Source organism: Dactylosporangium siamense (assembly GCF_016862795.1).
Classification (GTDB): Bacteria; Actinomycetota; Actinomycetes; order Mycobacteriales; family Micromonosporaceae; genus Dactylosporangium; species Dactylosporangium siamense.
Genome location: NZ_BONQ01000096.1, coordinates 94,137 through 117,472 on the forward strand (window position 1 = coordinate 94,137; position 23,336 = coordinate 117,472).

Annotated in this window: 23 protein-coding genes; 17 read left to right on the plus strand and 6 right to left on the minus strand. The window is 72.6% G+C overall.

The genetic code is table 11. From position 1 onward, the window contains the following. The 5 genes from Dsi01nite_RS31305 to Dsi01nite_RS31325 all read left to right on the plus strand — a co-directional run bounded on the left by Dsi01nite_RS31305 (nucleotide 1) and on the right by Dsi01nite_RS31325 (nucleotide 6,323). Nucleotides 1-585, plus strand: a complete 585-nt coding sequence (locus Dsi01nite_RS31305; protein ID WP_203849907.1) for a MerR family transcriptional regulator — start codon at nucleotides 1-3, stop codon at nucleotides 583-585. Between the two features lie 11 nt (nucleotides 586-596). Next, on the plus strand, nucleotides 597-3,104 hold the full coding sequence (locus Dsi01nite_RS31310; RefSeq protein WP_239136306.1) for a VIT domain-containing protein: 2,508 nt from the start codon (nucleotides 597-599) through the stop codon (nucleotides 3,102-3,104). Between the two features lie 85 nt (nucleotides 3,105-3,189). Then, the gene (locus Dsi01nite_RS31315; protein ID WP_239136307.1) at nucleotides 3,190-3,771 is read left to right on the plus strand and encodes a phosphatase PAP2 family protein; all 582 of its coding nucleotides are present in this window, start codon (nucleotides 3,190-3,192) and stop codon (nucleotides 3,769-3,771) included. A 54-nt stretch (nucleotides 3,772-3,825) separates the two neighbouring features. Beyond that, a complete protein-coding gene (gene thrS / locus Dsi01nite_RS31320; protein WP_239136308.1) occupies nucleotides 3,826-5,814 on the plus strand; it encodes a threonine--tRNA ligase in 1,989 nt (662 codons plus the stop codon). Beyond that, on the plus strand, nucleotides 5,811-6,323 hold the full coding sequence (locus tag Dsi01nite_RS31325) for an HIT family protein (protein WP_203849910.1): 513 nt from the start codon (nucleotides 5,811-5,813) through the stop codon (nucleotides 6,321-6,323). Before thrS ends, Dsi01nite_RS31325 begins: the two co-directional genes overlap by 4 nt. Before the next feature lie 4 nt (nucleotides 6,324-6,327). Here the strand turns inward: Dsi01nite_RS31325 and Dsi01nite_RS31330 are convergent, their stop codons facing one another. Then, the gene (locus Dsi01nite_RS31330; protein ID WP_203849911.1) at nucleotides 6,328-7,350 is read right to left on the minus strand and encodes a DUF695 domain-containing protein; all 1,023 of its coding nucleotides are present in this window, start codon (nucleotides 7,348-7,350) and stop codon (nucleotides 6,328-6,330) included. Between the two features lie 37 nt (nucleotides 7,351-7,387). Here Dsi01nite_RS31330 and Dsi01nite_RS31335 point away from each other — a divergent pair, with 37 nt between their 5' ends. Further along, nucleotides 7,388-7,861, plus strand: coding sequence for a GNAT family N-acetyltransferase (locus Dsi01nite_RS31335; RefSeq protein WP_203849912.1), 474 nt, complete (start codon nucleotides 7,388-7,390; stop codon nucleotides 7,859-7,861). Between the two features lie 24 nt (nucleotides 7,862-7,885). Here Dsi01nite_RS31335 and Dsi01nite_RS31340 read toward each other — a convergent pair whose 3' ends face one another. After that, the gene (locus tag Dsi01nite_RS31340; RefSeq protein ID WP_203849913.1) at nucleotides 7,886-10,048 is read right to left on the minus strand and encodes an elongation factor G-like protein EF-G2; all 2,163 of its coding nucleotides are present in this window, start codon (nucleotides 10,046-10,048) and stop codon (nucleotides 7,886-7,888) included. Nucleotides 10,049-10,236: 188 nt separating this feature from the next. Between Dsi01nite_RS31340 and pgsA the strand changes: the two genes are divergently transcribed. The 10 genes from pgsA (at nucleotide 10,237) to Dsi01nite_RS31390 (ending at nucleotide 17,136) form a co-directional block, all read left to right on the plus strand. Next, nucleotides 10,237-10,887 carry a phosphatidylinositol phosphate synthase gene (gene pgsA, locus Dsi01nite_RS31345; protein ID WP_203849914.1) on the plus strand — a complete coding sequence of 217 codons (651 nt, stop codon included), beginning with the start codon at nucleotides 10,237-10,239 and terminating at the stop codon, nucleotides 10,885-10,887. Then, a complete protein-coding gene (locus tag Dsi01nite_RS31350) occupies nucleotides 10,884-11,816 on the plus strand; it encodes a phosphatidylinositol mannoside acyltransferase (protein ID WP_203849915.1) in 933 nt (310 codons plus the stop codon). The genes pgsA and Dsi01nite_RS31350 overlap by 4 nt, the downstream gene beginning before the upstream one ends. Before the next feature lie 8 nt (nucleotides 11,817-11,824). Beyond that, on the plus strand, nucleotides 11,825-12,964 hold the full coding sequence (locus Dsi01nite_RS31355; protein ID WP_203849916.1) for a glycosyltransferase family 4 protein: 1,140 nt from the start codon (nucleotides 11,825-11,827) through the stop codon (nucleotides 12,962-12,964). Nucleotides 12,965-13,015: 51 nt separating this feature from the next. Continuing rightward, nucleotides 13,016-13,492 (plus strand): hypothetical protein, encoded by a 477-nt coding sequence (locus Dsi01nite_RS31360; RefSeq protein ID WP_203849917.1) that lies wholly within the window; start codon nucleotides 13,016-13,018, stop codon nucleotides 13,490-13,492. Nucleotides 13,493-13,591: 99 nt separating this feature from the next. After that, nucleotides 13,592-14,500 carry a pyridoxal 5'-phosphate synthase lyase subunit PdxS gene (gene pdxS / locus Dsi01nite_RS31365; RefSeq protein ID WP_203849918.1) on the plus strand — a complete coding sequence of 303 codons (909 nt, stop codon included), beginning with the start codon at nucleotides 13,592-13,594 and terminating at the stop codon, nucleotides 14,498-14,500. An 8-nt stretch (nucleotides 14,501-14,508) separates the two neighbouring features. Then, complete coding sequence (gene pdxT / locus Dsi01nite_RS31370) at nucleotides 14,509-15,120, plus strand: pyridoxal 5'-phosphate synthase glutaminase subunit PdxT (protein ID WP_203849919.1); 612 nt, start codon at nucleotides 14,509-14,511, stop codon at nucleotides 15,118-15,120. A gap of 3 nt (nucleotides 15,121-15,123) precedes the next feature. Beyond that, a complete protein-coding gene (locus Dsi01nite_RS31375) occupies nucleotides 15,124-15,879 on the plus strand; it encodes a YebC/PmpR family DNA-binding transcriptional regulator (protein ID WP_203849920.1) in 756 nt (251 codons plus the stop codon). 60 nt (nucleotides 15,880-15,939) lie between these two features. Beyond that, complete coding sequence (locus Dsi01nite_RS31380) at nucleotides 15,940-16,392, plus strand: hypothetical protein (protein ID WP_203849921.1); 453 nt, start codon at nucleotides 15,940-15,942, stop codon at nucleotides 16,390-16,392. Between the two features lie 91 nt (nucleotides 16,393-16,483). Continuing rightward, nucleotides 16,484-16,732, plus strand: a complete 249-nt coding sequence (locus Dsi01nite_RS31385) for a type II toxin-antitoxin system VapB family antitoxin (RefSeq protein WP_203849922.1) — start codon at nucleotides 16,484-16,486, stop codon at nucleotides 16,730-16,732. After that, nucleotides 16,729-17,136, plus strand: a complete 408-nt coding sequence (locus Dsi01nite_RS31390; RefSeq protein WP_203849923.1) for a PIN domain-containing protein — start codon at nucleotides 16,729-16,731, stop codon at nucleotides 17,134-17,136. Before Dsi01nite_RS31385 ends, Dsi01nite_RS31390 begins: the two co-directional genes overlap by 4 nt. A gap of 105 nt (nucleotides 17,137-17,241) precedes the next feature. Here Dsi01nite_RS31390 and Dsi01nite_RS31395 read toward each other — a convergent pair whose 3' ends face one another. Beyond that, nucleotides 17,242-17,916: a response regulator gene (locus tag Dsi01nite_RS31395; protein ID WP_203849924.1), complete on the minus strand. Its 675-nt coding sequence runs from the start codon at nucleotides 17,914-17,916 to the stop codon at nucleotides 17,242-17,244. Then, nucleotides 17,913-19,043, minus strand: coding sequence for a sensor histidine kinase (locus tag Dsi01nite_RS31400; RefSeq protein WP_239136310.1), 1,131 nt, complete (start codon nucleotides 19,041-19,043; stop codon nucleotides 17,913-17,915). Before Dsi01nite_RS31400 ends, Dsi01nite_RS31395 begins: the two co-directional genes overlap by 4 nt. A gap of 162 nt (nucleotides 19,044-19,205) precedes the next feature. On the opposite strand from Dsi01nite_RS31400, the gene Dsi01nite_RS31405 reads away from it, so the two are divergent. Continuing rightward, nucleotides 19,206-20,462, plus strand: a complete 1,257-nt coding sequence (locus tag Dsi01nite_RS31405; RefSeq protein WP_203849926.1) for a hypothetical protein — start codon at nucleotides 19,206-19,208, stop codon at nucleotides 20,460-20,462. Nucleotides 20,463-20,498: 36 nt separating this feature from the next. Here the strand turns inward: Dsi01nite_RS31405 and Dsi01nite_RS31410 are convergent, their stop codons facing one another. Together Dsi01nite_RS31410 and Dsi01nite_RS31415 are read right to left on the minus strand one after the other, a co-directional pair. Next, nucleotides 20,499-21,653, minus strand: a complete 1,155-nt coding sequence (locus Dsi01nite_RS31410; RefSeq protein WP_203849927.1) for a cytochrome P450 — start codon at nucleotides 21,651-21,653, stop codon at nucleotides 20,499-20,501. Continuing rightward, nucleotides 21,650-23,308: an FAD-dependent oxidoreductase gene (locus Dsi01nite_RS31415; protein ID WP_203849928.1), complete on the minus strand. Its 1,659-nt coding sequence runs from the start codon at nucleotides 23,306-23,308 to the stop codon at nucleotides 21,650-21,652. Before Dsi01nite_RS31415 ends, Dsi01nite_RS31410 begins: the two co-directional genes overlap by 4 nt. Nucleotides 23,309-23,336 lie beyond the last annotated feature (28 nt).

Below are 23,336 nucleotides of genomic sequence, written 5' to 3' on the forward strand. Positions count from 1 at the left end.
GTGACCGCGACAGGATGGACGCTCGACGAGCTGACGGCACGGGTTGCCGCCGCGCTCGAAGGCACCGCCTACGCGGGCGCACCCAACGGTCGGGTGCGCGACGTTCCCGACGCCCGTGCCATCAGGTGGTATGCGACGATCGGGCTCGTCGACCGCCCGACCATGCGGGGCCGCACCGCGCTCTACGGTCCGCGACACCTTGCGCAGCTGGTGGCGATCAAACGCCGCCAGTCGGAAGGACGGCGGATCGCCGACATCCAGATCGAGCTTGCCGAAGCACCCGACGCGGTCCTGTGGGAGATCGCCGACCTGCCGAAGCACGACCAACCCCGCAACAGGTTCTGGACCGAGCCGCCCGCACCGCACGCACCGCCTCCGGCGCCGCCGCCCGCACTGCTCAGCGGGGTGCCGCTGAGTGGTGACGTGACGTTGCTGCTGCCCGGCACTCCCGGACCCGACGACGTGGCCGCGATCCAGGCGGCCGCCAAGCCGCTGCTGGACCTGCTGGCAGCACGTGGACTGACGCGTGATCCGAGCCCCGATGTGAGCCCCGATGTGAGCGCCGAGCGAGGGAGTGTGCAATGAGAGTCGCCACCATGAGTGAGGCGGAGGCCCTGCGGGTCGCCGCGCCGAAGGACGACGCCGGTCTCGGCGCGCTGCGCACCGCGCGGGGCAACCTGCCGCTCGACCGGATCGACGTGCACACGGCCATCACCGGTCTGGTCGCGCGGATCGACCTCACCCAGGAGTTCGTCAACGTCCACGACGAGGCCCTCGAGGCGACCTACGTCTTCCCGCTGCCCGACCGGGCCGCGGTGATCCGCATGGCGATGACCGCCGACGGCCGGGTCGTCGAGGCGGAGCTGCAGGAGCGCGGTGCCGCCCGCGAGACCTACGACCGGGCGATCGCCGCCGGTCAGCGCGCCTCGATCGCCGAGGAGGAGCGGCCCGACGTGTTCACCATGCGGGTCGGCAACATCCTGCCGGGCGAGCGGGTCAGCGTGTCACTGTCACTGGCCGGGCCGCTGTCGTTCGAGGACGGCGAGGCCACGTTCCGGTTCCCGCTCGTCGTCGCGCCGCGGTACATCCCCGGCGGGGCCCTCGACGGTGACAGTGTCGGCGTCGGGCACACGCTCGACACCGACGCGGTCCCCGACGCGTCCCGGATCACGCCGCCGGTGCTGCTGCCCGGGTTCCCCAACCCGCTGCGGCTGGGCATCACCGTCGACATCGACCCCGCGGGACTGCCGCTCGGCGAGGTCCGCTCCAGCCTGCACACCGTCCACCAGACCGAGCGGACCGTCACCGTCGTGCCCGGCGCGCGGGCCGACCGGGACTTCGTGCTGCGCCTGGCGTATGGGTCCGGCGAGGCCGGGCTGGCGCTCGTGCCCGACAGCTCCGGTGAGGAGGGCACCTACCGGCTGACCGTGCTGCCGCCGGCGTCGCAGGCGCCGCCGAAGCCCAAGGACGTGGTGCTGCTGCTGGACCGCTCCGGCAGCATGGGCGGCTGGAAGATGGTCGCCGCCCGCCGCGCCGCGGCCCGCATCGTCGACACGCTCACCGACGGCGACCGGTTCGCCGTCCTCACCTTCGACGACCGGGTCGAGACGCCGAAGTCGCTGCCGTCCGGGCTGGCCGACGGCACCGACCGGCACCGGTTCCGGGCCGTGGAGCACCTGGCGCGGGTCGACGCCCGCGGCGGCACCGAGCTGCTCCAGCCGCTCATCGACGGGCTGAAGCTGCTCGACGCCACCGCCACCGCGAACGGTGGCCGCGACCGGGTCCTGGTGCTGGTCACCGACGGCCAGGTCGGCAACGAGGACCAGATCCTGCGGACCGTCGCCACGGCGCTGCGCGGGGTGCGGGTGCACACCGTCGGCATCGACCAGGCCGTCAACGCCGGGTTCCTCGGCCGGCTCGCGATCGCCGGTGGTGGCCGCTGCGAGCTGGTGGAGAGCGAGGACCGGCTCGACGAGGCGATGGACCGCATCCACCGGCGCATCGGCGCGCCGGTCGTCAGCGGCGTCACCGTCACCGCCGAAGGACTCGACCTGATCGACGGCACGCAGGCCCCGGCCCGGCTGCCCGACGTGTTCCCCGGCGTGCCGTTCGTGGTCACCGGGCGGTATCGGGCCGCGGCGGACGGTGCGACCGGGGGCTCGCTGACCGCCGGCGGCACCATGCGCGACGGCACGCCCTGGTCGGCCACGGTCACCGCGACCCGGCACGACAACCCGGCGCTGACCGCGATCTGGGCCCGCGCGCTGCTGCGTGACCTCGAGGACGCCTATGTCTCCGGACCCGCCGGCGGCGACGAGCTCGAACGGCGGATCACCGGGGTGTCGCTGCGGTTCCAGGTGCTGTGCCGCTTCACCGCGTATGTCGCGGTGGACAAGCGGGTCGTCACCGAGGGCGGCGAGCCGCGCCAGGTGGTGCAGCCCGTCGACCTGCCGGCCGGCTGGGAGCTGCCGACGGCGGTGCCACCGCCGCCGCTGCACCCGACGGCGATGCCGATGGCCCCGCCCGCCAGCGCGCCCTACCGGAGCCGGTCCGCGGCGATGCCGTCGCCCGGCGGTCCGCCGCCGATGATGCCGCCGATGCCGCAGATGACGCCACCCCCGCCGCCGATGTCCGGCGCGCCGGCGGGAGCGCCGGCGCGGGACATGACGGAGCGGGAAGAGGTGTCGAGCCGCACGTCGGTGCCGGTCCGGCCCGGCAGCGGGGGCGGGGTCGCCCGGTTGCTGCGCGGCCGGGGACCCGTGCGCCCGCAGGCGCCAGCGGCGGCGCAGCCGTCGGTCGAGGCGGAGCGGCGCCGGGCCGACACGGCGGAGCTGCGGGAGCTCGCGGCGGGCGAGGCGCGGCGGCTGCGGGAGGCCCAGGACCGGCCCGACTTCGAGCGGCGCGAGCTGCTCGAGGACCTCGGGTCGCGGCTGGCGGTGCTCGGCATCGGCGTCCTGCGGACCCTCGCGGAGCGGCTCACCCCGGCGGCGATCGCGGCCCGGCCCCTGGAGGAGCTGTGGCGTGAGGTCCTGACCGAGCTCGACGCGGTGGCCGGCGACCAGCCGGAGCCGCCCGCCACCCGCGGGGCGTTCTGGAAGCGCTGAGCGGCACGACAACCGGGACCGCCGGCCGATGTACTGCAAACGCAGGAGTGCATCGGCCGGCGTCGCTCTTCTGTACGGTACTGCGGTGATCTCCCAGCGCATCGCCCGTGCCGTCACCGAACTCCTCGCACCGGCGGTGCTGGTGTCGGTGCTCCTCGTGCTGCTCGCCGTGCACGGCGAGCCGAACCTGGGCCGGGGGCTGCTGCTCGGGGTCGTCGCCGCGCTGTTCGAGAGCGTGCTGCCGTTCCTGTACATCCTGCGCGGCGTGCGGCGCGGCGACCTGACCGACATCCACGTCGGTGACCACCGGCAGCGGCGCGGCCCGCTGCTCGTCGGGCTGGCGTCGGTCGCGGTCGGCTTCGTCGTGCTGCTCGGCCTGGACGCGCAGCGGGAGCTCCTGGCGGGTGTCGCCGCCGGCGGGGTCGGGCTCGTCGTCGCCGCCGCCGTCAACCACTGGTGGAAGATGTCGATCCACACCGCGGTCGCGGCCGGCGCGCTGGTCATCCTCGTCCTCGTCTTCGGCTGGCTCCTCGCCGCCACGGCGCCGCTGGTCGCGGCCGTCGGATGGTCCAGGGTGGCGCTGAAGGACCACACCGTGGCGCAGGTCGTCGTCGGCGCGCTCGTCGGCGCGGTCGTGGCGGGCGGGGTGTTCGCGGGCCTGCGGTAGTGCGGCGGATAGAGTTCTGGAGGAATCAGACCTCTTCACGCTTGGGAGCAGACCGTGTCCACAGTGCGCTCGAACACCCTCGTGATCGCGGCCGGCACGACCGCCGGTGCCGCGGTCGCCGAGGCCGGGCTGCCGACCAGCGGGCCCAAGGCGATCGTCGTGGTCCGGGAAGACGGTGGACGGCTGCGCGACCTCGACTGGACGCCGGAGCAGGACACCGAGGTCGAAGCGGTCGACCTGTCCTCACCCGACGGGCTCAACGTGCTGCGCCACTCGACCGCGCACGTGCTCGCCCAGGCCGTCCAGGACCTGTTCCCCGAGGCGAAGCTCGGCATCGGCCCGCCGATCGAGCACGGCTTCTACTACGACTTCCAGGTCGACAAGCCGTTCCACCCCGATGACCTGGACAAGCTCGAGAAGCGCATGCAGGAGATCATCAAGTCGGGTCAGCGGTTCCGCCGCCGCCGGTTCGACTCGGTCGAGCAGGCCAAGGCCGAGCTCAAGGACGAGCCGTTCAAGCTGGAGCTCGTCGACGTGAAATCGGATGTCGACCAGAGCGAGGTCATGGAGGTCGGCGGCGGCGAGCTGACGATCTACGACAACCTCGACGCCCAGTCGGACAAGGTCTGCTGGTCGGACCTGTGCCGGGGGCCGCACCTGCCGACGACCCGGATGATCCAGGCGTTCAAGCTCACCCGCGTCGCCGCCGCCTACTGGCGCGGCTCGGAGAAGAACCCGCAGCTCCAGCGGGTGTATGGGACCGCCTGGCCGACCCGCGACGCGCTCAAGGAATACCAGAAGCTGCTCGAGGAGGCGGCCCGCCGGGACCACCGCAAGCTCGGCGCCGACCTGGACCTGTTCAGCTTCCCCGACGAGATCGGCTCCGGCCTCGCGGTCTTCCACCCCAAGGGCGGCATCATCCGCCGGGAGATGGAGGCGTACTCGCGCCAGCGGCACGAGGAGGCCGGCTACGAGTTCGTCAACACGCCGCACATCAGCAAGGCGCACCTGTTCCAGACGTCGGGCCACCTGCCGTACTACGCCGACACCATGTTCCCGCCGATGGAGATGGAGGGCGCGGAGTACTACCTGAAGGCGATGAACTGCCCGATGCACAACCTCATCTTCCGGGCCCGCGGCCGGTCCTACCGTGAGCTGCCGCTGCGCATGTTCGAGTTCGGCACGGTGTACCGCTACGAGAAGTCCGGCGTGGTCCACGGCCTCACCCGGGTGCGCGGCCTGACGCAGGACGACTCGCACATCTACTGCACCAAGGAGCAGATGCCGGGCGAGCTGCGCGGGCTGCTGCAGTTCGTGCTCAACCTGCTGCGCGACTACGGCCTGCCCGACTTCTACCTGGAGCTGTCGACCCGCGACGACTCGCCGAAGTTCATCGGTGAGCAGGCCGACTGGGACGAGGCCACCGAGGCGCTGCGCGCGGCGGCCATCGACTCCGGCCTGGAGCTGGTGCCCGACCCGGGCGGCGCCGCGTTCTACGGCCCGAAGATCTCCGTGCAGGCCCGCGACGCGATCGGCCGCACCTGGCAGATGTCCACGATCCAGGTCGACTTCAACCAGCCGAAGCGGTTCGAGCTGGAGTACCAGGCCTCCGACGGCACCCGGCAGCAGCCGGTGATGATCCACCGGGCGCTGTTCGGCTCGATCGAACGGTTCTTCGGTGTGCTCACCGAGCACTACGCGGGCGCGTTCCCGGCGTGGCTGGCCCCGGTGCAGGTGGTGGGCATCCCGGTCCGCGCCGATCACGGCGACTACCTCGCCGAGTTCGCCGCGCGGCTGCGCAAGGAGGGCATCCGGGTCGAGGTCGACCACTCCGACGAGCGGATGCAGAAGAAGATCCGCACCGCGCAGCAGCAGAAGATCCCGTTCATGGCGATCGCCGGCGACGACGACGTCAGCGGCGGCACCGTGTCGTTCCGCTACCGGGACGGCTCGCAGCGCAACGGGGTCGCCCTCGACGACGCCGTGGCGCACGTGGTGGAGGTCGTCCGTTCCCGCACGAATGTGGGACCCTCAGCGGCATGACGGGCACCCCGGATGATCTGGAACGGTTGTGGACGCCGCACCGGATGGCCTACATCAAGGAGGACCGGGCCGGCGACCACGACGAGCCGACCGGGTGCCCGTTCTGCCGGGCGCCCGGCCTGCCGGACGAGGAAAGCCTCGTCGTGGCGCGGGGTGAGCTCGTGTTCGCGGTGCTCAACCTGTACCCGTACAACCCGGGGCACCTGATGGTCTGCCCGTATCGGCACGTGGCCGACTACACCGACCTCACCCCGGGGGAGACGGTGGAGCTGGCGACGTTCACGCAGACCGCGATGCGGGTGATCCGCCGGGCCAGCGGCGCCCACGGGTTCAACCTGGGCATGAACCAGGGGTCGGTGGCCGGTGCCGGCATCGCCGCCCACCTGCACCAGCACATCGTGCCGAGGTGGGGCGGCGACACCAACTTCATGCCCGTCGTCGGCCGGACCAAGGTCCTGCCGCAGCTGCTCACCGACACCCGGAAGCTCCTGGCCTCCGTCTGGGACTGAAGCGTCAGGACAGGTGCGCCACGGCCTCGAACCCGGGGTCGTGGGCGCGCCCCACCTGCGCCCGGCCGAGCTGCCAGGTGGCCGCCGCGGCGGCGAGGTCCGCGCCCGCGCTGGTGGTGCCGTCGACGTAGTAGTGCAGGGTCCGCACGCCGTCGCTGCTCTCGTGGGCGACGAGCTCGCCGTCGCCGTGCAGCGCCGCGGCGAGGGGACCGTCCTCGAAGTCCCGCAGCGCCTCCAGGGAGGCGGTGTCCGGCAGCCCTTCGTCGGTGCGGTGCGGAAACGGCAGCGACACCGGGACGTGCGTGTCGAAGCGGGGCCAGCGCACCGACCGCAGCGGCCGCACGGCGAGCGCGAGGATCATCGGCGCGCCCGGCGGGGTGGCCCGCATGATGACCCACTGCGGCTCGCGGTACTCCTCCCGCAGCGTGTCGACGGCGGCGACGAGGTCGAGCGGGTCCCGGGCGCCGGCGGGCTCGTCGGCCGCGAACTCGACCGCGCCGACCCACGTCTCGACGCCCTCCTCGCCGAGGAGCCAGTCGAGCGCCAGGAACGTCACCTGCCCCCGGACGGTCTCCTGCAGCTTGCGGAACATGGGGTGGTAGCCGACGACGTCGATCGCGGCGGCGCCGTCGTCGCGCTGGAACGCGAACCGCAGCTGCGACATGTCGAGCTTCACGCCGCCGCCGATCTCGATCGTCGCGGTGAGCGTCGAATGGTCCGGCTGGCGGCTGGTGTGGTATTCGAACTCGGGGTCGGCGGCGGGCGCGAGAGCGGCCCAGCGGGCGGCGACGGCCCGCAGCTCGGCGTTGCCGGAGGGGGAGACGACCAGCGCGTGCCGGGACTCACGGCCAGCGCTGAACTCCCACGCGAGCTCCTTGTGGATCGCGGCGACCCGCTTGCTGACGTCCTCGGCGATCGAACCCCAGCCACCGCCGGCGATGGCGGCGACGACGGCGGGGCGGATCGTCGGCCACCAGGCCCAGAACTCGACGATCGGGTCCTGCTTCCTGCCCCGCGAGAAAATCATGCCGCGCAGTCTAGGCGGACCTGCGAGGGTCTGGGTCATGCGAGTGGACCTGTACGGCGGCGACCGGGCCGCGCTGCGGTGGTCGTTCGAGCTGGCCGAGGACTCCGCCGAGCTCCTCGACGGTTACCTGGACCAGGGCCGGGTCCTGGTGGCGCTGGAAACGGCGCCGGACGGCGGGCACGTCGTGGGCCACCTCCAGCTGGTCGGCCTGGAGATCAAGAACATGGCGGTCGTGCCGCGGCGGCGCGGGTCCGGTGTCGGTGCCGCGCTCATCTCGGCGGCCGCGGCGTTGGTACGGGCGGAGGGCGGCGGCACGATCCTCGTCGCGACCGGTGCCGCCGACGTCGGCAACCTGCGCTTCTACCAGCGGCAGGGGTTCCGGTTCCGGTCGGTCGAGCGGGACGTGTTCACCCCGGCGAGGGGGTATCCGGAGGGCATCATGGTCGACGGCATCGAGCTGCGCGACCAGGTCTGGCTGGACCGGGAGATCCAGCCAGACCCTCCACGGTGATCACCGCGGTGATCACCGGGCTGATCACCGGGTCGCGGCGTGCTCCTTCTTCACCGCGTCGGCCAGGTGCGCCGGCATCGGGTCGTGCCGGGCGAAGGCCCGGCTGAACGTGCCCGAGCCCGACGTCATCGCCCGCAGCTCGACCGCGTAGCGGACCAGCTCGGTCGCGGGGACCTCGGCGCGGACCAGGGTCCGCTCCTGCCCGGCGGGGTCCGGCTCGTTGCCCAGGACCCGGCCGCGACGGCCGGACAGGTCGCTCATCACCGCGCCGACGAACTCGTCGGGGACCCGGATGGTGACCTCGTCGATCGGCTCGAGCAGCGTCGTCTGGCCCTGCTCGGCGGCCTCGCGCAGGGCCAGGGCGCCGGCGGTCTGGAAGGCCGCGTCGGACGAGTCGACGGAGTGGGCCTTGCCGTCGACCAGGGTGACCCGCACGTCGACGACGGGGTAACCGGCGACCATGCCGCGCTCCATCTGGTGGCGGACGCCCTTCTCCACCGACGGGATGTAGTTGTGCGGGACGACCCCGCCGACGATCTTGTCGACGAACTCGAAGCCGGTGCCGCGCGGCAGCGGCTCGACCTTGATGTCGCAGACCGCGTACTGGCCGTGGCCGCCGGACTGCTTCACGTGCCGGCCGTGGCCGTGGCTGGGCGCGGCGAACGTCTCGCGCAGCGCCACCTTCACCGGCTCGGTGTCCAGTTCGACGCCGCCGGTGCGCAGCCGGTCCAGCACCACGTCGGCGTGCGCCTCGCCCATGCACCACAGCACCAGCTGATGGGTCTCGGCGTTGCGTTCCAGGCGCAGCGTCGGGTCGCCGGCGACGAGCCGGCCGAGGTTCTTGGCGAGGGCGTCCTCGTCGGAGCGGGTCTTGGCGACGATCGCGATCGGCAGCAGCGGCTCCGGCATCTCCCAGGGCGCCATGAGCATCGGGTCGTCCTTGCCGGAGATCGTGTCCCCGGTCTCGGCCGTCGTCGACTTGGTGATCGCGACGATGTCGCCGGCGACCGCGTACGGCACCTCGCGCAGGGTCGCGCCGAGCGGGGAGAACAGGTGCGCGAAGCGCTCGTCGGCGTCGTGGTCGGGGTGGCCGCGTTCGGCCATGCCGTGCCCGGAGATGTGCACCGGGTGGTCGGGGCGCAGCGTGCCGGAGAAGACCCGCACGAGGGAGACCCGGCCGACGTACGGGTCGATCGTCGTCTTGACCACCTCGGCGATCAGCGGACCGGCGGGGTCGCAGCGCAGCGGGGCGTGCGGGTTGCCGTCGACGTCGGTGACGGGCGGCACCACGTGCTCCAGGGGCGACGGGAATCCGCTGGTCAGCACCTCGAGGAGGGCGTCGATGCCGAGGCCGGTCTGGGCGCAGACGGGCACGACGGGGTAGAAGGTGCCGCGGGCGACGGCCTTCTCCAGGTCCTCGATGATGACCGACGTCTCGATGATCTCGCCGCTGACGTAGCGCTCCATGAGCGTCTCGTCCTCGCTCTCGGCGATGATGCCCTCGAGGAGGCTGTTGTGCGACTCCTCGATCGCCGGCAGGTGCTGCGGCTCCGGGTCGCGGACCACCGGCGGGTAGCCCGCGGAGTAGTCGAAGATCCGGTGGGTGATCAGGCCGATCAGCCCTTCCACCGCCGCGCCGTCGTCGCCGAGCATCGGCAGGTACAGCGGCAGCACGTTGTCGCCGAACACGTCCTGACAGTGGTCGAGGGTGTCCTGGAAGTCGGCCCGTGGGTGGTCGAGGCGGGTGACGGCGACCGCACGGGGCATCCCGACGGCGGCGCACTCCTCCCACAGCGCCGCGGTGGCGGCGTCCACGCCGTCCACCGACGACACGACGAACAGCGCCGCGTCCGCGGCCCGCAGGCCGGCGCGCAGCTCCCCGACGAAGTCGGCGTAGCCGGGGGTGTCGAGCAGGTTGACCTTGATCCCGTCGTGCACGAGCGGGGCGCACGACAGCGTCACCGACCGCTGCTGCCGCACCGCCGCCGGATCGTGGTCGGTCACCGTGGTGCCGTCGGCCACCGTGCCGGTCCGCCCGATCGTCGCGGTCGCCGCGAGCAGCGCCTCCACGAGGGTGGTCTTCCCGGCGCCGGAGTGCCCGACGACGACCACGTTGCGTACCCTGCCGGGGTCATCAACCGCCGGCACCGGGCCGGCGACACCCTTCTCCTGGACCTTCTGCGCCATCACGCGCCTCCCGTCCTGCCAGCTGTGAGCAGTCTCACAGTCACGACCTGTTCACCGATCCCACACCCGAACCATCACCGACACAAGCCCGACGTACCCCACCGGCGCCATACGGTTTACTCAAGCACCGTGAGCAGGCCCACGCGCAGGTATCCGGCAAGCTCCGCCGCCGTTATCGTGGGAGCGCCATGGCGAAGATCCTCAGCGTAGACATCAAGGCCGGACTGGCCCGCATCGTCAGCCCCGTCGCGGCCGCATTGCTGCGCGCCAAGATCACCCCTAATGCGGTGACCGTCGCCGGCACGGTCGGCGTGCTCATCGGCAGCGTCGGCTTCGCCACGCGTGGCCACATGGTCATCGCGCTCGTTATCGTCACCGTGAGCTGCCTCACCGACATGCTCGACGGGGCCATGGCCCGGCAGCTCGGCGTCAGCAACAAGTTCGGCGCCCTGCTCGACTCGACCATGGACCGCGTCTCCGACGGCGCCATCTTCGGTTCCGTGGCGTTCTGGTTCGCCTCGCAGGGGCAGCTGCGCGAGTGCGCCGCGGCGCTGCTGTGCCTGCTGACGGGGCAGGTCGTGTCCTACGTGAAGGCCCGCGCGGAGGGCCTGGGCATGACCGCCAACGTCGGGCTGGCCGAGCGGACCGAGCGGCTCATCCTCGTCGGCATCGGCGGCCTGCTGTTCGGCTTCGACGTGAAGTACGGCATGGAGGCGGCGCTGTGGCTGCTGGTGCTGTTGTCGGTGATCACCATCTGGCAGCGGATGTCGCACGTGTACCGGCAGGCCGGCGAGATCGCCGCCGCCGCATCCTCCTCCGGCGATCGGGACAGTCTGTGAACCTGGCGGAACTCGGCTACGGAGCCGCCTTCACGCTCATCCCGAAGCTGCCGCGGTCCGTGGTGTGGCCGCTCTTCGCGGCCGCCGCGGCGCACGGCGCCCGCCGGTACCGCGGCGGAACCGGTGGCAAGGGCACCGTGCGGCTCGCGTCCAACCTGCGACGGGTGGTCGGTCCCGCGGTCAGCGACGCGGAGCTCGCCGACCTGGTCCGGCGTGGGCTGCGGTCCTACGCGCGCTACTACCTGGACGCGCTGGGGCTGCCGGGCCGCTCCAGGGCGCAGCACCTGGCGGGGTTCCGGCTGGAGCGCGGCGAGCTGCTCGGCCAGCACGTCGCGGACAAGGTCGGCGCGGTCATCGCCCTGCCGCACGCCGGCAACTGGGACGCGGCCGGCGCGTGGGTCGCCGCGAACGGGTGGCCGATCGTGACGGTGGCCGAGCGGCTCAAGCCGGAGAGCGCCTACCGGCGGTTCCTGAATTTCCGGCGCTCGCTGGGTATGGAGATCCTGCCGACGACCGGCGGCGACCGGCCCGCGTTCGACGTGCTGGAGGAGCGCCTGCGAGCCGGTTACGTGGTGCCGCTGCTCGCCGACCGGGACCTGACCGCCAGGGGTGTCGAGGTCGACTTCTTCGGCGGCCGGACCAGGATGCCGGCCGGTCCGGCGCTGCTCGCGCTGCGCACCGGCGCGCCGCTCTACGTGGTGTCGATGTGGTTCGACCCGGACGCGGCCGCCGGTCGCCTCGAAGGGCCGATCCCGCTGCCGGGGGCTGGCGAGGGGGCCCTGGACGTGCGGGTCCGGCTGCTCACCCAGCGGATCGCGGACGGCCTGGCCGAGGGCATCGCCCGCAACCCGCAGGACTGGCACATGCTGCAGCGGCTCTGGATCGACACCCCCGCCGCCGCGGACCCAGCCGTCGTGAACCCGGCGTAGGAGGCGTGTTGCGTATCGGGATCGTGTGCCCGTACTCGTTCGACGTGCCCGGCGGGGTGCAGAACCACGTCCGCGACCTGGCGGAGACGCTCATCGCGCTCGGCCACCACGTCAGCGTCCTGGCACCCGGCGACGAGGAGAGCGGCGAGCAGCCCTACGTCGTGCCGGCCGGCCGGGCGGTGCCGGTGCCGTACAACGGCTCGGTCGCCCGGGTGTCGTTCGGCCTCATCTCCGCGACCCGGGTCCGGCGCTGGATGGCGGCGGGCCGGTTCGACGTGCTGCACGTGCACGAGCCGCTCATCCCGAGCCTGTCGATGCTCGCGGTGCTGTCGGCGCGCGGGCCGGTGGTCGCCACGTTCCACACCGCGATGACCCGCTCCCGGGCCCTCGCGGCCGCGCAGGGGCTGCTCCAGCTGGTCCTGGAGAAGATCACCGGGCGGATCGCGGTGAGCGAGCTGGCGCGCAAGGTGCAGGTCGAGCACCTCGGCGGCAGCGCGTGGGAGATCCCGAACGGCGTGCAGGTGTCGCGGTACCGGACCGCCGTGCCGCTGCCGGGGTGGCCGGGTCCGGGTGGGACGCTCGGGTTCCTCGGGCGGTTCACCGAGCCGCGGAAGGGATTCCCGTTCCTGCTGCAGGCGTTCGCGACGCTGGCACGCTCGCGGCCCGACCTGCGGCTGCTGGTCGCCGGTCCGGGTGACGTCGACGAGGTGATGGCCGATTTTCCGGACATTTCGCCTTATAGGGATCGGATCGTGTTCCTCGGGAAGGTGTCCGAGGAGGACAAGGCGCGGATGCTGCGCAGCGTCGACCTGTACATCGCGCCCAACACCGGCGGCGAGTCCTTCGGGATGATCCTCACCGAGGCGATGTCGGCCGGCACCACCGTCGTGGCCAGCGACCTCGACGCCTTCCGGCGGGTCCTGGACGGCGGCCGGGCCGGCGCGCTCTTCCCCGTCGGCGACAGCGCGGCCCTGGCCTCGACGATCGGTGGGCTGCTCGACGACCCCACCCGGCGGGCCGCCCTCGCCGCCAGGGCGACCGAAGTCGTCGCCGCCTACGACTGGCCCGTCGTCGCCGAACGCGTCCTCGAGGTCTACTCCACGGTGATCGAGGTCGCGGGCGCGGTGGTGGAGCAGCCCGTCCCGTAGGCCGCCCGGCCGGTCCGGGTGACCGCTGCGCGTACCGTAGGCTTCCGCCCTGTGTGGTGGGTGATCACGGTGGTGGCGGTGGTGGTCCTGGTGGCCACCTATCTCACCTGGCTCGCGGCCCGCGTCGACCGGCTGCACGCGCGGGCGGTCGCGGCCTACGCCACCCTCGACGCCCACCTGCTGCGGCGCGCGGTCGTCGCGGTCTCCCTGGCCGAGGCCGCGCAGCTGCCCACCCTCGTCTACGCGGCCCGCATCGCCGTGGACGCCCAGCCCGAGGACCGTGAGGTCGCCGAGAACGACCTGACCCGGCACCTGCGCGACGCGCACGAGGACGCGGCCGTGCCGGAGCCGGAGCTCAGCGGGCTCGTGCAGGTCAGCCGCCGGGTGGCGCTCGCCCGGCAGGTGCACAACGACGTGGTCCGCGACGCCCTGGCGGTGCGGCGGCGGCTCTTGGTGCGGCTGTTCCGGCTGGCGCGCAAACACCCGCGGCCGGCGTACTTCGACGTCGACGACCCGTCGCTGTCCTGATTCGTGGGCCGCGGGGTTGCCATTGGACGTCGGACGCAGCCCACCCGCGGGCGTAAACTGAGGGTGAATCCCGCTCACCCCTGTTAGGAGTGCTCCGTCGTGTCCGAGTCGCCCACCACCAGCACGTCAGTCACCGGCACCGCGCGCGTGAAGCGGGGCATGGCAGAGATGCTCAAGGGTGGCGTCATCATGGACGTCGTCACCCCCGAGCAGGCAAAGATCGCCGAGGACGCCGGCGCCGTCGCCGTCATGGCCCTGGAGCGCGTCCCCGCCGACATCCGCGCGCAGGGCGGGGTCTCCCGGATGAGCGACCCCGACATGATCGACGGCATCATCGCCGCCGTCTCGATCCCCGTCATGGCGAAGGCCCGCATCGGCCACTTCGTCGAGGCCCAGGTCCTGCAGGCGCTCGGCGTCGACTACGTCGACGAGTCCGAGGTCCTCACCCCGGCCGACTACAGCAACCACATCGACAAGTGGGCCTTCACCGTGCCGTTCGTCTGCGGCGCCACCAACCTCGGCGAGGCCCTGCGCCGCATCACCGAGGGCGCCGCCATGATCCGCTCCAAGGGTGAGGCCGGCACCGGCGACGTCTCCAACGCCACCACCCACATGCGCAAGATCCGCGGCGAGATCCGCCGGCTGACGTCCCTGCCCGAGGACGAGCTGTTCGTCGCCGCCAAGGAGCTCCAGGCACCGTTCGAGCTGGTCAAGGAGATCGCCGAGACGGGCAAGCTGCCGGTCGTGCTGTTCACCGCCGGCGGCATCGCCACCCCGGCCGACGCCGCGATGATGATGCAGCTCGGCGCCGAGGGTGTCTTCGTCGGCTCCGGCATCTTCAAGTCCGGCAACCCCGAGCAGCGCGCCGCCGCCATCGTCAAGGCCGTCACCTTCCACGACGACCCCGACGTCCTCGCCAAGGTCTCCCGCGGCCTCGGTGAGGCCATGGTCGGCATCAACGTCGAGGAGATCCCGCAGCCGCACCGTCTCGCCGAGCGCGGCTGGTGACCGCCGGCATGATCATCGGTGTGCTCGCCCTGCAGGGCGATACCCGCGAACACCTGCACGCCCTGGCCGAGCTGGACGTCATCGCCCGTCCGGTGCGCCGCCCCGACGAGCTCGACTCCGTGGACGCGCTGGTCATCCCCGGCGGCGAGTCGACGGCGATGAGCAAGCTGGCGCTCGAGTTCGGCATGACCGAGCCGCTGCGCAAGCGGATCGCCGGCGGCATGCCCACCTACGGCTCCTGCGCCGGCATGATCATGCTGGCCGGCACGATCCTGGACGGCCGCGCCGACCAGGTGCCCTTCGGCGGGATCGACATGACCGTCCGGCGCAACGCCTTCGGCCGGCAGGTCGACTCGTTCGAAGGCTCCGTGGACATTTCCGACATCGACGGCGGCCCGTTCTCCGCCGTCTTCATCCGCGCGCCCTGGGTCGAAGAGGTCGGACCGGACGTGCGGGTGCTGGGGCGTGTGACCGCCGGACCGGCCGCCGGTAGGATTGTCGCGGTTCGGCAGCAGCACCTGCTCGCGACCGCCTTCCATCCCGAGCTCACCGGCGACCTCCGAGTTCATCGGTACTTCGTGGAGATGGCGCGTGAGGCGGGCCAGACGACGGAGGGTTAGGCCATGTCCGGGCACTCAAAATGGGCGACGACCAAGCACAAGAAGGCGGTCATCGACGCCAAGCGCGGCAAGCTCTTCGCCCGCCTGATCAAGAACGTCGAGGTCGCCGCCCGCACCGGCGGCGGCGACGTCAACGGCAACCCCACGCTCTTCGACGCCATCCAGAAGGCGAAGAAGAACTCCGTGCCCAACGACAACATCAACAACGCGGTCAAGCGCGGCTCGGGCCAGATCGGCGGCGGCGCCGACTGGCAGACCGCCATGTATGAGGGCTACGGCCCCAGCGGCGTGGCGATCCTCATCGAATGCCTCACCGACAACCGCAACCGCGCGGCGACCGAGGTCCGGGTCGCGCTCACCCGCAACGGCGGCAACCTCGCCGACGCCGGCAGCGTCTCGTACATGTTCACCCGGAAGGGTGTCATCATCGTGCCCAAGGCCGGCGAGCTGACCGAGGACGACCTGCTCCTCGCCGTCCTGGACGCCGGCGCCGAAGAGGTCAACGACCTCGGCGAGGCCTTCGAGGTCATCAGCGAGGCCACCGACCTCGTGCCCGTCCGCACCGCCCTGCAGGACGCCGGCATCGACTACGAGTCCGCCGACTCCTCCTTCGTCCCCAGCGTGACCGTCCCCCTGGACGAAGAGGGCGCCCGCAAGGTCTTCAAGCTCATCGACGCCCTGGACGACTGCGACGACGTGCAGAACGTGTACGCCAACTTCGACATCTCCGACGAGGTCATGGCGCTCGTCGAAGCCTGACCATCGACGCGCGGGGCGGGGGCCGGACGGCTCCCGCCCTTCTGTGTCGTGAGGAGCCACGTGTCCGAGGCTCTTGCCGCGCTGGTGCGGTCGTTCCTGGACGAGCCGCTGCGGCTGACCCCGGACGACCCCGCCGCGGAGTGGCACGCCAACACCGTGTGGTTCGGGGTTCCCGACGAGCCGGTCGATCCGGCGGCGGTGGCCGCGGCGCTGGAGGAGGTCGGCCGGCGGCTGCGGGTCCGCTTCGGCGCCGGACCGGGACCGGTCACCTTCTACGCCTGGCACGACGGGCAGGCCGGCCAGCTCCGCTGCGCGCTGCGCTCCGTGCCGCCGGACGAGTTGCCGTTCGGTGGGCGGCACGTGGTGCTCGAGCGGCCGGACGCGGTGGTCGCCCTGATCGCCGCCGACAGGCACCCCGGCGTTGTGCTGTGGGAGGAGCTCTCCCCGGCCACCGCCGAGCCGGCTCCGGAACCGCCGCCGTTCCCGGTCTTCGCGGTGCCGATCGCTGTCTGATGTCTTGCTCGTAAGCTGGTCGGGAAGGACCGCACCGCACTAATTGCCGTGTGGCCACATGGTGGACTAGTGTTCGGAGAGGAGGTGGAACATGACCGAAACCGTCATCAAGGCAGACGCCGAGACGGCCGCCGGGGACGAACCGGCGATCGACGAGGAACTGCTCGAGGAGGCACAGCGACACTTGGGCACGTCATCACGCAACGAAGCGATCAACGAAGCCCTCCGGGAGTTCGTCGACCAGCAACGCGCCCGCCGCAGGCAGGCGCTGCAGGACCTGCGACGAATGTCAGACGAGGGTGCGTTCAACTACGACGCGCTTGACGAGGTGGACACATGAGGTACCTCGTCGACACCAGTGCACTTGTCCGGCTTCAGCGGAACCAGGTCGCGGCGGCATGGGACGATCTGGCCGAACGTGGGCTGATCGCGGTGTGTGAGCCGGTTCTCGCCGAGATGCTGTCAATCGCTGACGCGAAGACCTACCTTGCCGTTGAAGAGCGCATTCTTGCGCTGTACCCGTGGGCGGCCGTTCCCGACGGCATCTGGTCTCTGACCAAGGCCATTCGGCACGAACTGATTTTGCCGAGCGCCTATCAGGGCGTGTCCGTGGCGGATCTGGTGATCGCGGCAACCGCGATCCGGCTCAAACTCGCGGTCCTGCACGAGGACGGCGACTTCGAAACCATCGCCAGGCATGTCCCTGAACTCCGCCAGCAGCGGATCAGCGCCGACCCTGAGTAGGACGCAGACCCTGTCGCCGCCCTCCCCGGCGTCGACTTTCGATGGCTTCCCGCCGCTCGTCCCGTGTCCGCTTGCCGGGACGCCACCCCACCCCCTGTCGCAGGATTACTGGCCCGGGCGGATCAGGCCTGACTCGTAGGCGTAGACGACGGCCTGGACGCGGTCGCGGAGGGCGAGTTTCATCAGGACGCGGGCCACGTGGGTCTTCACCGTGGCCTCGCCGACCGTGAGGGCGGCCGCGATCTCGCCGTTGGACCGGCCGCGCGCCATGAGGCGCAGGACGTCGGTCTCGCGTGGGGTGAGGTCGGCGAGCTCCGGGGGCGGCTGCGGGCCCGGGGTGCCGGCGTAGGAGGCGATGACCCGGGTCGTGACCGCCGGGTCGAGCAGGGCCTCACCGGCGGCGACCACGCGGATCGCGGTGATGAGGTGCTCCGGGGAGGAGACCTTCAGCAGGAAGCCGCTGGCACCGGCGCGGAGCGCCTCGTACAGGTTGTCATCGGTGTCGAACGTGGTGAGCACGATGACGCGGGGCGGGTTCGGGGCGGCGAGGAGGGCGCGGGTCGCGGTGAGGCCGTCCTGGCGGGGCATGGCGATGTCCATGAGGACCACGTCGGGGCGCAGGCGGCGAGTCAGGGCGACCGCGTCGACGCCGTCGCCGGCCTCGCCGATGACCTGCATGTCCGGCTCGGTCTCGATGACCATGCGCAGGCCGGCCCGGACCATGCGCTGGTCGTCGGCGATGACGACGCTGATCCGCGACAGGGAATGCACCGGGGTCACGACGCCACCAGCAGGGGGAGGCGGGCGTGCACGGCGAAGCCGCCGCCGGGGCGGGGGCCGGCGTCGAGGTCGCCGCCGAAGAGGGTGGCGCGTTCGCGCATGCCGATCAGGCCCTGGCCGGTGCCGGGCACGGGGACGACGGCGCGGCCGCCGGAGTCGACGACCGACAGGTGCACGCCGTCTCCGGCGTAGCGCAGTTCGACGGTGACGGCGGCGGGGCCGGCGTGCTTGAGGACGTTGGTGAGGGCTTCCTGGACGATGCGATACGCCGACAGGTCCGCCGCGGGCAGCAGCGTGACCGGGGTGCCCTCGCGCCGGAAGTCGACGGTCAGGCCGGCCTCGCGGACCTGGGCGAGCAGCTCGTCGAGGCGGTCCAGGCCGACCGGGACGATGGTGGAGCCGGCCGTGGTGCCGGTGTCGCCGCGCAGCAGGCCCAGGGTGCGGCGCAGCTCGCCGACGGCGTCGCGGCCCGAGGACTCGACGCTGCGCAGCAGGTCCGTCTCGACGGTGAGGCCGGCGTCGAGGCGGCGGCGGACCACGCCGGCCTGGATCACCATGACGGTGACGCTGTGCGCGACCATGTCGTGCAGCTCGCGGGCGATACGGACGCGTTCCTCCATGACCGCCTCGCGGACCCGTTGCTCGCGGATCGCGGCGCGGGCCGCGGCGGCGTCGCTGCTCTGCCGGTGCTGGACGGCGAAGGCGGCGCCGAGGATCCACGGGGCGACGGGGAAGAAGAACGCGCCCATCGGGTCGACCGGGTCGACCTGCCAGAAGGCCGTTCCGGTGGCGACGGCGAGGACCAGGCCGGCGACGCCGCGGGTGCGGGCGGGCCAGCCGGCGGCGCCGAGGAGCGGCACGTGCCGGCCGACCGTGTAAGCGGCGATGATCATCGCGGCGAGCTGCCAGAGGCGGTAGTTGACGATCTGGTCCGGATACCAGTACTTGAGGCCGGCGACGCAGTTGGCGAGCAGCGCGGTGAGCGGGGCGGCCCGGCGCAGGGCGACGAGCGGGACGAACGCGGCGAGGACGAACGGCCACCAGCTGCCCGGCTGGTGCGCGACCACCTCCTCCGTCAGCGCGAACGCCACGAACGCGCCCGCCAGCCCGAGGTCCGTCCGGCTCATGTTCACCCGCTGACCGTAGAGGCTGATCCGGGGTGGGTGAGCCCGTCCGGCGGATGACGGGGCGTCCCCCTCGCGGGGGATGGAGGTTCCGTCGCGGTGCGGGCGACCGGTGCGCCCGCGGGTCCGTACGGTGCCGGTCCGACTTCGAATCAGGGGTACCAGATGCGGCTCTTTCTTTTGCGTTTCCTGCTCTTCCTGGCGCCGGCCGTCCTCGCCGTCGCGACCGCCGTCGACCCCGCCCTGGGCGACGCGCAGGGCACCGGCGTCTACCGGGCGCACCCGGACGCGACCCAGTGGCACTCGCTGCTGCTGCACTGGTCGTGGCTGCTGTTCGCGCCGGCGTTCCTGGGGCTGCTCGCGCCGATCCGGCGGCGGGGTGCGGTGCTGGCCCGGATCACCTGGTGCGCGGTCGTGTTCGGGCTGGTGACGTTCGCCGCGTTGATGGCGTACGACCTGGCGCTGCTCGCGATGGAGCAGACACTGCCCGACGGCGACGTGGCGCGGGTCGACGCGACGTTCCAGGGGATGGGCTGGGCGGTGTGGGGCTGGCAGGTGCCGGGCCTCGCCGGCTGGGCCGTCGCGCTGCTGCTGACCCCGGTCACGGCGGCGTACGCGAAGGTCATCTCGTGGTGGACGGCGGGCGCGGCGCTGCTCGGCTCGGTGCTGTACCTGCAGTTCGCGATCTCCCCGCTGCCGGTCAACCTCGCCGGCCCGGTGGTGATGGTCGTCGCGTACACGATCGCGGGGTGGGAGGTCGGCCGGTTCCGCACGCCGGCCGAACCGGCGACGTTCGGCGTGTTCCAGGACCGGGTCGGGCGCTTCGGCCTGGTCGCCGCGCCGGTGGTCTTCGGGGCGGGCCTGCTGACCGTGCCGGGCCTGACGCCGGACGTCGCGGCGGCGGTGCGGCAGCCGGGGCTGGCGCAGGCGAGCGCGTGGCTGCTGCACGTGGCGTGGCTGCTGTTCGTGCCGGGGATGCTGCTGCTGATGCGGCGCGGCCGGCGGTTCACGACCGTCGCGGCGGCGGTCACGGCGTTCGCGCTGATGCACTTCAGCGGGCTGATGGTCGGCGACTACAGCGACCTGGCGGTGCGCCTCACGGTGCCGGAGGACGCCGCCGTGAAGGTCGGCGACACGTTCGGTGGCTACGCGCTGTTCACGGTCGGCTGGGCGGTCCCGGCGATGCTGCTGAGCCTGCTCGGGCTGATCGCGGTGCCGATCGGCGCGGCCGCCGACGGCCTGGTCCGCTGGTGGGTGCCGGTGCTGACCGGGCTCGGGGTGGTGGCGTTCCTCGCCGTCGGGGTCGGTCCGCTGTCGGTGCTCAGCCCGCTGCTGCTCCTCGCCGGGTACGGTCTCCTGGCCCGGGCGCTGCCCCCACGCCGGGAGGCGCCGGTGGCCGAGCCGGCGCCGGTGGCCGCCTGAGCGGCCACCGGCCGTCAGCCGGCCGTCAGTCAGCCGTCAGTCCAGGGCGACGCGCAGGTGGCGGGGGCCGCGCAGGACCGCGCTCGGGCGGTATTCCGGCGGGTCCTCCAGGAGGCGGGCCCGGGCCAGGACCGGGGCGAGGGCCCGCAGCGCCACCTGCGCCTCCAGGCGGGCCATGGGCGCGCCGAAACAGTAGTGGATGCCGTCGCCGAAGCCGAGGTGCTGCACCGGGCGGCGGTCCGGGTCGAAGCGGTCCGGGTCGCTGACGTGGCCCGGGTCGCGGTTGCCGGCGGCGAGGACCAGGGTGATCGAGGCACCCGCCGGGATGGTGGTGCCGCCGATCGGGATGTCGTCGAGCGCGGTGCGCCACGGCAGGAACTGCACCGGCGGGTCCCAGCGCAGCACCTCCTCGACGAAGGGGACCACGAACGCCGGGTCGTCGAGGATCCGGTCCAGCCAGCGCGGCTGGCGCAGCAGGAGCAGCGACGAGTTGGCGATCAGGTTGACGGTCGTCTCGTGGCCGGCGATGAGCAGCAGCAGCGCGGTGCTGACCAGTTCGTCGCGGGTGAGGCGGCCGTCGGGGCCGTCGTCGTTGGCGAGGGCGCGCAGCAGGCCCGGCTCCGGGTCGGCGTCGACGAGGTCGCCGAGGTAGTCGGCGAGCTCGCGGAACGCCGCCGACTGCCGTGGATGCTCGGCGGTGGCGAGGGCCTCGTCGATCCACGCCTTGAAGCGGGGCTCGTCGGCCAGGGGCACCCCCAGCAGCTCGCAGATGACGAGGACCGGCAGCGGGTAGGCGAACTGGTCGACGAGGTCCGCGGTGGAGGCCGGCAGGTCCGCGACGAGCCGGTCGACGATGCCCTCGAAGGACTGCTGCAGGTCGGCGACGAGCGTCGGGCGGTGCGGCGGGCCGAACTGCCGGGTGGCGAGGCGGCGCAGCCGGTCGTGCTCGGGCGGGTCGGTCCGCAGGAAGCTCGGCACCAGCCCGATCGGGTCGGTGGACGGGTCGTACGCGGAGCTGACCCTCGGGTCGTGCAGCAGCGCGGAGATCTCCTGGAACGTGGTCACCAGCCAGGTGCCGTCGGGTTCCCGGCCGACGGGGGTCCGCCGCAGCGACGTGTACAGCGGATACGGGTCGTGCCGGTTCACCGGGTCCAGGACCGCGCCGAAGACGGAGCCGACGGAGATCGTCATCGGGTCCCCCCGACGAACGCCGCGGACCGGGAGCTGGGATCGTGCCCGGTGACCACGACCGTCGCGTCGCGGGCCAGGAACTTCGGGTCCGGCACGTCGGCGGCCACCGGCACCATCGTCTCCGGCTGGTCCACGGTGGTGAACCGGGGCGGGAACGGCGCGGCCTGCTCGATCAGCCGCTCGTAGAACGGCAGCCACTTGCCGTGGTTGAAGGTGACCGCGCCGGTCAGCCGGCCCTTGTACCCGTACGCGGCGGCGAAGCGGCGTTGCTCCACCGAGCCCTGGGTGACGACGACCTCATCGGCGAACGTGGGCACGCCGACGGCCTTGATGTTGGTGCCGAACTGCAGCGACCAGAACGTCGGCATGTGCAGGTGCGGCCAGCGGTCCGACTCGTCGCTGACCATGTTGTGCGCGGCGACCTCGGCCTGGGCGACCGCGTTGGCCCAGTGCTCCAGGGCCAGGAACTGGTAGCCGAACATCGCGTTCGGTGCCCGGGCCACGTCGCCGGCGACGAACACGTCGTCGAGGACGAGCCCGTTGACGTCGAAGGCGCGGCAGCCGGCGTCGCAGGCGAGCCCCCACGGGCCGACCGCGAGACCCGAGTCGCGGAGCCACTCGACGTTGCGGACCCCGCCGAGCGCGGCGACGACGACGGCGACGTCGGCCTGGGTGCCGTCGGAGAAGCGGGCCCGGCGGACCCGCCCGTCGGGGTCGCCCTCGATCGCCTCGACGGTGACCCCGCAGCGCAGGTCGACGCCGTGCTCCCGCTGCAGGTCGGCGGCGACGGCACCGATGACCCCGCCGAGCGCGCCGGCGAGGGGCGTCGCGGCGGCCTCCGCGACGATGACGTCCAGGCCCATCGACCGGCAGGTGGAGGCGACCTCGGAACCGGCGAACCCGGCCCCGATGACCAGCACCCGCGGCGCCGGGCCGGAGGGCCGGTCGGGGTCGCCGGCCGGCGGCGGCACGGTGCTGAGGTGGGCGGCGGCGCCGTACGGGGCGATGGCCGCGAGGCGTTCGTGCAGGTGCATGGCGTCGTCGCGGGTGCGCAGCACGAACATGCCGTCCAGCGCCGCCTCGACCGGGTCGGGCCACGGCCGGGCCCGGACACCGGTGGTGATCAGCAGCCGGTCGAACGGCACGGACGTGTTGTCGTCCAGGCGGACCCGGCGTTCGGCGAGGTCCAGGCCGACGGCGGTGACGCCGAGCCGCCAGGTGGCGTCGAGGTCGCCGCGGTGCGGCAGCGCGGTCCCGTGCGGCGCGACCCGGCCGCTGAGCGCCTGCTTCGACAGCGGCGGCCGGTCGTACGGTTCGCAGTCCTCGCAGTCGACGAGGGTCAGCGACCCGGTGAACCCCTCCTCCCGCAGCGCCTCGGCGGCGCGCAGCCCGGCGAGGGACGCGCCGACGATCACGATGCGGTTCGGGCGGTCCTCGACGTGCACCGGCGGCATGTCCTGCACCGACAGCCGGTCGATCTGGATCGCCTGCACGGGGCAGGCGGCCGCGGCCCGGTGGACGCGTTCGCGCTGGTCCTCGGCGGGGGACGGGTCGTACATGAGGGCCTCGTCGCCCTGCATCTGGAACGACGACGGCGCGAGGAACGCGCACTGGGCGTAGCCCTGACACTTGGTGAGATCAACTACCACGCGCATGAGCCAACGGTCACCCCCGGCCGCGGCG